The sequence below is a fragment of the Cellulomonas uda genome, from assembly GCF_006538705.1.
In the GTDB taxonomy this organism is placed as follows: domain Bacteria; phylum Actinomycetota; class Actinomycetes; order Actinomycetales; family Cellulomonadaceae; genus Cellulomonas; species Cellulomonas uda.
This window is the reverse complement of record NZ_BJLP01000032.1, coordinates 43,154-49,153: the sequence shown is the minus strand read 5'-3', so window position 1 is coordinate 49,153 and position 6,000 is coordinate 43,154. Positions and strand designations below refer to the sequence as shown.

Below are 6,000 nucleotides of genomic sequence, written 5' to 3'. Positions count from 1 at the left end.
TCCTCAGGATCTTGCGATCCTGGGCGAGAGGCTTGTTTGTTTCCCCGTGCGTTTCCCGCTCGGGGCTTCACCACTCTACCCCATCTCCCGGCCGTTCGGAACCGCCCTGTCGAGCGGCCCTGGACCACCGGTCCTGGGCCCAACCGTGCCGCAGGCGCACGAAGCACCTGCGATCTGATCGGGGTTGTTCGCCTGCGGGACCAGCCACATCCAGATCCTTGCGGATCCGGCTCCGTGTCCGTTCCTCCCTGCCGGGCGACCTCGAGAACATTACGCGGATGTCGCGGCGAACGCCAAATCCGTGGTCGCGTGACGCCGCTCACCGGGCCCGATCTGTGCTCTGACCTGCGCGGACGCCCCCACGTCGGGTGCCGGCGGTGCTCCGGGGACAGCGCGGGCCGGCTCCCGAGGACCCCGTGGGACCTCCGGAGCCGGCCCGCGCCGGGTGACGCCGAGCGGCTGACGCCCGGTCCCGCGATCAGGCCCGGGTGTCCACGACCGCGAGCGTGCGCTTGCCCCGACGCAGCACGGCCCAGCGTCCGTGCAGCAGGTCACCCTCGCCGAGCGCAGCGTCCTCACCGGCGACGCGGACGTTGTTGACGGACGCCCCGCCCTCGGCCACCGCCCGCCGCGCCTCGGACTTGCTCTTCACCACCCCGGTCGCCGCGAGCAGGTCGACGACGAGGTCGCCGACCGCGCCCGTCGCGGTGGGCAGCTCCGCGACCGCGGCGCCGAGCGTCGCGGCGTCGAGGTCGGCGAGCGAGCCGCGGCCGAACAGCGCCTGGGACGCCGCGACCACCGCGTCGGCCGCCGCCGTCCCGTGCACGAGCGCGGTGACGTCGTACGCGAGCGCGCGCTGGGCCTCGCGGGCGGCGGGTCGGGACGCGACCGCCTCGGCCAGCTCGTCGATCTGCTCGCGGGTGCGGAACGTGAAGACCTTGAGGTAGCCGAGCACGTCCGCGTCGTCGGCGTTGAGCCAGAACTGGTAGAAGGCGTACGGCGTCGTCATCTCCGGGTCGAGCCACACCGTGCCCGACTCGGTCTTGCCGAACTTCGTCCCGTCCGCCTTGGTGACCAGGGGCGTGGTCAGCGCGTGCACGCCGACGCCTTCGACCTTGCGCACGAGCTCGACGCCCGACAGCAGGTTGCCCCACTGGTCGGAGCCGCCCGTCTGGAGCGTCACGCCGTGCCGGCGGTACAGCTCGAGGAAGTCCATGCCCTGGAGCACCTGGTAGCTGAACTCGGTGAACGAGATGCCCTGGTCGCTCGCGAGGCGTCGCGCCACGGTGTCCTTCGCGATCATCGTCCCCAGGCGGAAGTGCTGGCCGACGTCCCGCAGGAAGTCGATCGCCGACAGCGGCGCCGTCCAGTCGAGGTTGTTGACGAGCGTCGCGGCGTTCTCGCCGTCGAAGCGCAGCAGCGGCGCGATCTGTGCGCGGATCCGCTCGACCCAGCCCGCGACCACGTCGCGCGAGTTCAGCGTGCGCTCGCCCGTCATCTTCGGGTCGCCGATGAGGCCCGTCGCGCCGCCGACGAGCGCGACCGGGCGGTGGCCTGCGTCCTGGAGCCGGCGCACCGTGAGGATCTGGACGAGGTTGCCGATGTGCAGGCTCGGCGCCGTCGGGTCGAAGCCGCAGTAGAGCGTCACGGGCCCGGCTGAGAGCGCGTCGCGCAGCGCGTCGACGTCGGTCGTGCTGGCGATGAGCCCGCGCCACGCGAGCTCGTCGAAGATGTGGGTCACGTCTGGTCTCCGGTCAGGGGGCCGCGCGGGGGCGGCTGAGGTCACGGTCGAGAGGTGGCGGCGGGGGCACCGTCGCACGGCCGACGTCGTCGTCCCGTCACGGGACGTCTTCCGACGCCGGCGGGAGATACCCGTCCGACGAGCCGCGCGAGCGCGAGGTCGACGACCGGTACGCCGGGCGGTAGGCCGACACGCTCGGCTCGCCCACGAGCCAGTAGCGCCAGGGGTGCCGGGACGCGTCGCCACCCGGGCCGGACACGCCGACCCGCGGACCGCTCGCCTGCGTCGAGAGCACGGGACCCTCGTGCCGGTGCAGCACGACGCGTCCCCCCGCCTCGGTCACGTCGTCGCCGTTCCACGACCGGTCGACGCCGAGGCACACCGCGAGCCGCGCGGGACCCCGGGCGAGCTGACGGTGGGAGTCGACGACGCCCACGTGCTCGCGGCGCGCCCAGGCGAGCTCGGCGCCCGCGACGACCTCGCCCGCCCGGAGCAGGACGGCGGCGGCGCGTCCCGTCGGCTCGGCGACCACGTTGACGCAGTGGTGCAGCCCGAGGTGCCGGTACACGTACAGACGACCGGGCTCGGCGAACATCACAGCGTTGCGGGCCGTGCGGCCCCGGAACGCGTGCGAACCCGGGTCGTCCGCGCCGGAGTACGCCTCGACCTCCGTCAGCCGGACCGTCACCTCGCCCTCGGGGGTGCGGGACGTGAGGTAGGCGCCGAGCAGGTCCCGCGCGACGGCGTGCACGTCCCGCGCGTACCAGGTGCGCGCGGGGACCGCGACGAAGCGCAGCGGGTCGGCGGTGTCCGGCGAGCGGGGCACGTCCGACGAGCGGGGAGCGTCCGACGAGCGGGGAGCGTCCGGCACGGCGTCCGGTGGGGCCACGGCGTGCGCGAGCGCCCGGTCGACGAGGACCGGTTCGCGGGGGGCGTCCGCCGCGGGGCTCATGGGGTCATCCTGCCAAACGCGTCCAGCCGCACGTCGGCGCGTTCACGGGTGCGCTCGCGCGCGAAGTGCGCCGCCTCGTCCGCCATCCACCGCAGCCAGTGCGCTCGCGCGTCCTCGCCGTCGCGCGCGAGCCCGCGCTCGAGTCGCAGCGCACGGTCGGCCTCGACCCACACGCGCAGCACCGCGATCGGGTCGCACGCACGTTGCGCCGATCCGCACCCCTCCACCACGAGCAGCTCGGGCACCGGGACGTCGACCCAGTCGGCGAACCGGCCCGCGGTCCAGTCGTACCGCTGGAACCGCCCGGGCCGCCCACGCCGCAGCGGCTCGAGCACCTGCGCGGCGAGCCGCGGCCAGAGCGTGCCCTCGAGCCCGGACCAGCCCGCGTACAGGTCGTCGAGGTGCACGACGAGGGCGCGCACGCCGCGCGCGGACGCCCTCTCGACGAGGCCGTCGCCCGCGGTCGTCTTGCCTGAGCCGGCCGGGCCGTCGACGCACACCACGCGGACCGGACCCAGCCGGGGTGAGGCGACGAGGGCGCGCTCGAGCACCAGCCCGAGCGCGCCCTCGTCGGAGCCGGTGGTCACGGCCTCGGCGCCGCCCAGGCGCGCAGCTGCGCGGCACGCGCGGCCGCCCGCCCCAGCTGCTCGCGGACCCGCACGGGCGCCGTCCCGCCGTACGCCGAGCGCGAGGCGAGCGAGCCCTCCACGGAGAGCACCGAGCGGACCTGCGGCGTCAGGTGCGGCGAGATCGCCGCGAGCTCGTCGTCGGACAGCTCCCACAGCTCGATCGCCGGGGTGTGTGCCTCGCACGCGCGAACGCACTCGCCCGCGACCTCGTGCGCGACGCGGAACGGCACGCCCTGACGCACCAGCCACTCGGCGATGTCGGTCGCCAGCGAGAAGCCCTGCGGTGCGAGCGAGGCGAGCCGGTCCGTGTCGAACGCGAGCGTCGCGACCATGCCCGCGAACGCCGGCAGCAGGACGGTGAGCTGGTCGACCTGGTCGAAGACCGGCTCCTTGTCCTCCTGCAGGTCGCGGTTGTAGGCGAGCGGCAGGCCCTTGAGCGTGGTCAGCAACCCCGTGAGGTCGCCGACGAGCCGGCCGGCCTTGCCTCGCGCGAGCTCCGCGACGTCGGGGTTCTTCTTCTGCGGCATGATGCTCGACCCGGTCGAGAACGAGTCGTGCAGCCGCACGAAGCCGAACTCCTTGGTCGCCCAGAGGATGACCTCCTCGGCGAGCCGCGACAGGTCCACCGCGAGCATCGCCGACACGAACGCGAACTCCGCGACCACGTCGCGCGACGCCGTGCCGTCGATCGAGTTCTCGACCGGGGCGTCGAAGCCGAGCTCCGCGGCGACCGCGGCGGGGTCCAGGCCCAGCGACGAGCCCGCGAGCGCACCCGAGCCGTACGGGGAGACCGCGGCGCGGCGGTCCCAGTCGGTGTAGCGCTCGACGTCACGCAGCAGCGGCCACGCGTGCGCGAGCAGCGCGTGCGCGAGCAGGACGGGCTGCGCGTGCTGCAGGTGCGTGCGGCCCGGCATGGGCGCGTCGCCCGCGGCCTGGGCCTGCGCGACGAGCGCGTCGACGACGTCCAGCACCAGACCGCTGATCGTGCGCGCCTCGCGGCGCAGGTACATCCGCACGAGCGTGGCGATCTGGTCGTTGCGCGACCGGCCCGCACGCAGCTTGCCGCCCAGGTCCGCGCCCGCGCGCTCGATCAGGCCGCGCTCGAGCGCCGTGTGCACGTCCTCGTCGTCGGGCGACGGGCCGAACGCACCCGACGCGACGTCGGACCGCAGCCGCTCGAGCGCGTCGACCATGCCCGTGACCTCGTCGTCGGACAGCAGGCCCGCGGCGTGCAGCACGTGCGCGTGCGCGACCGAGCCCGAGATGTCGACGTCCGCCAGGCGCCAGTCGAACTGCGTCGAGCGCGACAGCTCGGCGAGGGCCGCGGCCGGGCCGGACGCGAACCGGCCGCCCCAGAGGGCGAGCGGCGCGTCCGGCGCACCGGCCGCGGGCGACTCAGGCATCGATCCCGCCCTGCGAGCCCAGGTCCACGCCGTTGCCGAACTTCACGTCACGCGCGGCCGCGAGCTTGCTCGACAGGCCGTAGATCTCGATGAAGCCGCGCGCGGCCGCCTGGTCGAACGTGTCGCCGGTGTCGTACGTCGCGAGGTTGAAGTCGTACAGCGACGAGTCCGAGCGGCGGCCCGTGACCGTCGCGCGGCCGCCGTGCAGGACCATGCGCACGTCACCCGAGACGTACCGCTGCGTGTCCGCGATGAACGTGTCGAGCGACCGCTTCAGCGGGCTGAACCACTGGCCGTCGTACACGAGCTCGGTCCAGCGCTGCTCGACGCCCCGCTTGAAGCGCGCCTGCTCACGCTCGACGGTGACGTTCTCGAGCTCCTGGTGCGCCGCGATGAGCGCGATCGCGCCCGGCGCCTCGTACACCTCACGCGACTTGATGCCCACCAGGCGGTCCTCGACGATGTCGATCCGGCCGACGCCCTGGGCACCCGCACGGCGGTTCATCTCCTGGATCGCCTGCAGCGGCGTGACCGGCACGCCGTCGAGCGCGACCGGGACGCCCTGCTCGAACGTGATGACGACCTCGTCGGCGACCGGCGGGAACGTCGGGTCGTCGGTGTAGGTGTAGACGTCCTTCGTCGGACCGTTCCAGATGTCCTCGAGGAAGCCGGTCTCGACCGCACGGCCCCACACGTTCTGGTCGATCGAGAACGGGTTGTGCTTGGTGGTCGCGATCGGGAGCTTGTTGCGCTCGGCGAACTCGATCGCCTTGTCGCGCGTGAGCGCGAGGTCCCGGACGGGCGCGAGGCAGGTCAGGTCCGGCGCGATCGACGTGATGCCGACCTCGAAGCGCACCTGGTCGTTGCCCTTGCCCGTGCAGCCGTGCGCGACCGTGGTCGCGCCGAACTGGCGCGCGGCACGCACCAGGTGCTTGACGATCACGGGGCGGGACAGCGCCGAGACCAGCGGGTACCGGTCGAGGTACAGGCCGTTGGCCTGGAGCGCCGGCATGCAGTACTCCTGCGCGAACTCGTCGCGGGCGTCCGCGACGTACGCCTCCACGGCGCCGCAGTCCAGCGCGCGCTGACGGATGACGTTGAGGTCCTCGCCGCCCTGGCCGACGTCGACCGCCACGGCGATCACCTCGGCGCCGGTGGCCTCGGCGATCCAGCCGATGCCGACGGACGTGTCCAGACCGCCGGAGTACGCGAGGACGACGCGCTCAGTCATGAGATGTCACTTTCTACGAGCTGGTGTGGGTGGGGCATGCGGTT

5 protein-coding genes are annotated in these 6,000 nt (G+C 73.6%); all 5 read right to left on the bottom strand.

Going from position 1 to position 6,000, the window contains the following annotated elements; all coding sequences use genetic code 11:
- Window positions 1-478: 478 nt before the first annotated feature.
- The gene (gene tyrS / locus CUD01_RS10405) at window positions 479-1,741 is read right to left on the bottom strand and encodes a tyrosine--tRNA ligase (RefSeq protein ID WP_141320881.1); all 1,263 of its coding nucleotides are present in this window, start codon (window positions 1,739-1,741) and stop codon (window positions 479-481) included.
- Between the two features lie 97 nt (window positions 1,742-1,838).
- On the bottom strand, window positions 1,839-2,693 hold the full coding sequence (locus tag CUD01_RS10400; RefSeq protein WP_141320879.1) for a DNA-3-methyladenine glycosylase: 855 nt from the start codon (window positions 2,691-2,693) through the stop codon (window positions 1,839-1,841).
- Entirely contained in the window at window positions 2,690-3,280 is a 591-nt protein-coding gene (locus CUD01_RS10395) for a nucleoside/nucleotide kinase family protein (RefSeq protein ID WP_141320877.1), read from the bottom strand. Before CUD01_RS10395 ends, CUD01_RS10400 begins: the two co-directional genes overlap by 4 nt.
- Window positions 3,277-4,725 (bottom strand): argininosuccinate lyase, encoded by a 1,449-nt coding sequence (gene argH / locus CUD01_RS10390; RefSeq protein ID WP_141320875.1) that lies wholly within the window; start codon window positions 4,723-4,725, stop codon window positions 3,277-3,279. The genes CUD01_RS10395 and argH overlap by 4 nt, the downstream gene beginning before the upstream one ends.
- Entirely contained in the window at window positions 4,718-5,956 is a 1,239-nt protein-coding gene (locus tag CUD01_RS10385) for an argininosuccinate synthase (RefSeq protein ID WP_141320873.1), read from the bottom strand. The genes argH and CUD01_RS10385 overlap by 8 nt, the downstream gene beginning before the upstream one ends.
- Window positions 5,957-6,000: the final 44 nt, after the last annotated feature.

Bases quoted from the DNA above. Each gene is read 5' to 3' on its own strand.
- CUD01_RS10400 (WP_141320879.1), bottom strand. From the start codon at position 2,693: ATGAGCCCCGCGGCGGACGCCCCCCGCGAACCGGTCCTCGTCGACCGG.
- argH (WP_141320875.1), bottom strand. From the start codon at position 4,725: ATGCCTGAGTCGCCCGCGGCCGGTGCGCCGGACGCGCCGCTCGCCCTC.
- CUD01_RS10385 (WP_141320873.1), bottom strand. From the start codon at position 5,956: ATGACTGAGCGCGTCGTCCTCGCGTACTCCGGCGGTCTGGACACGTCC.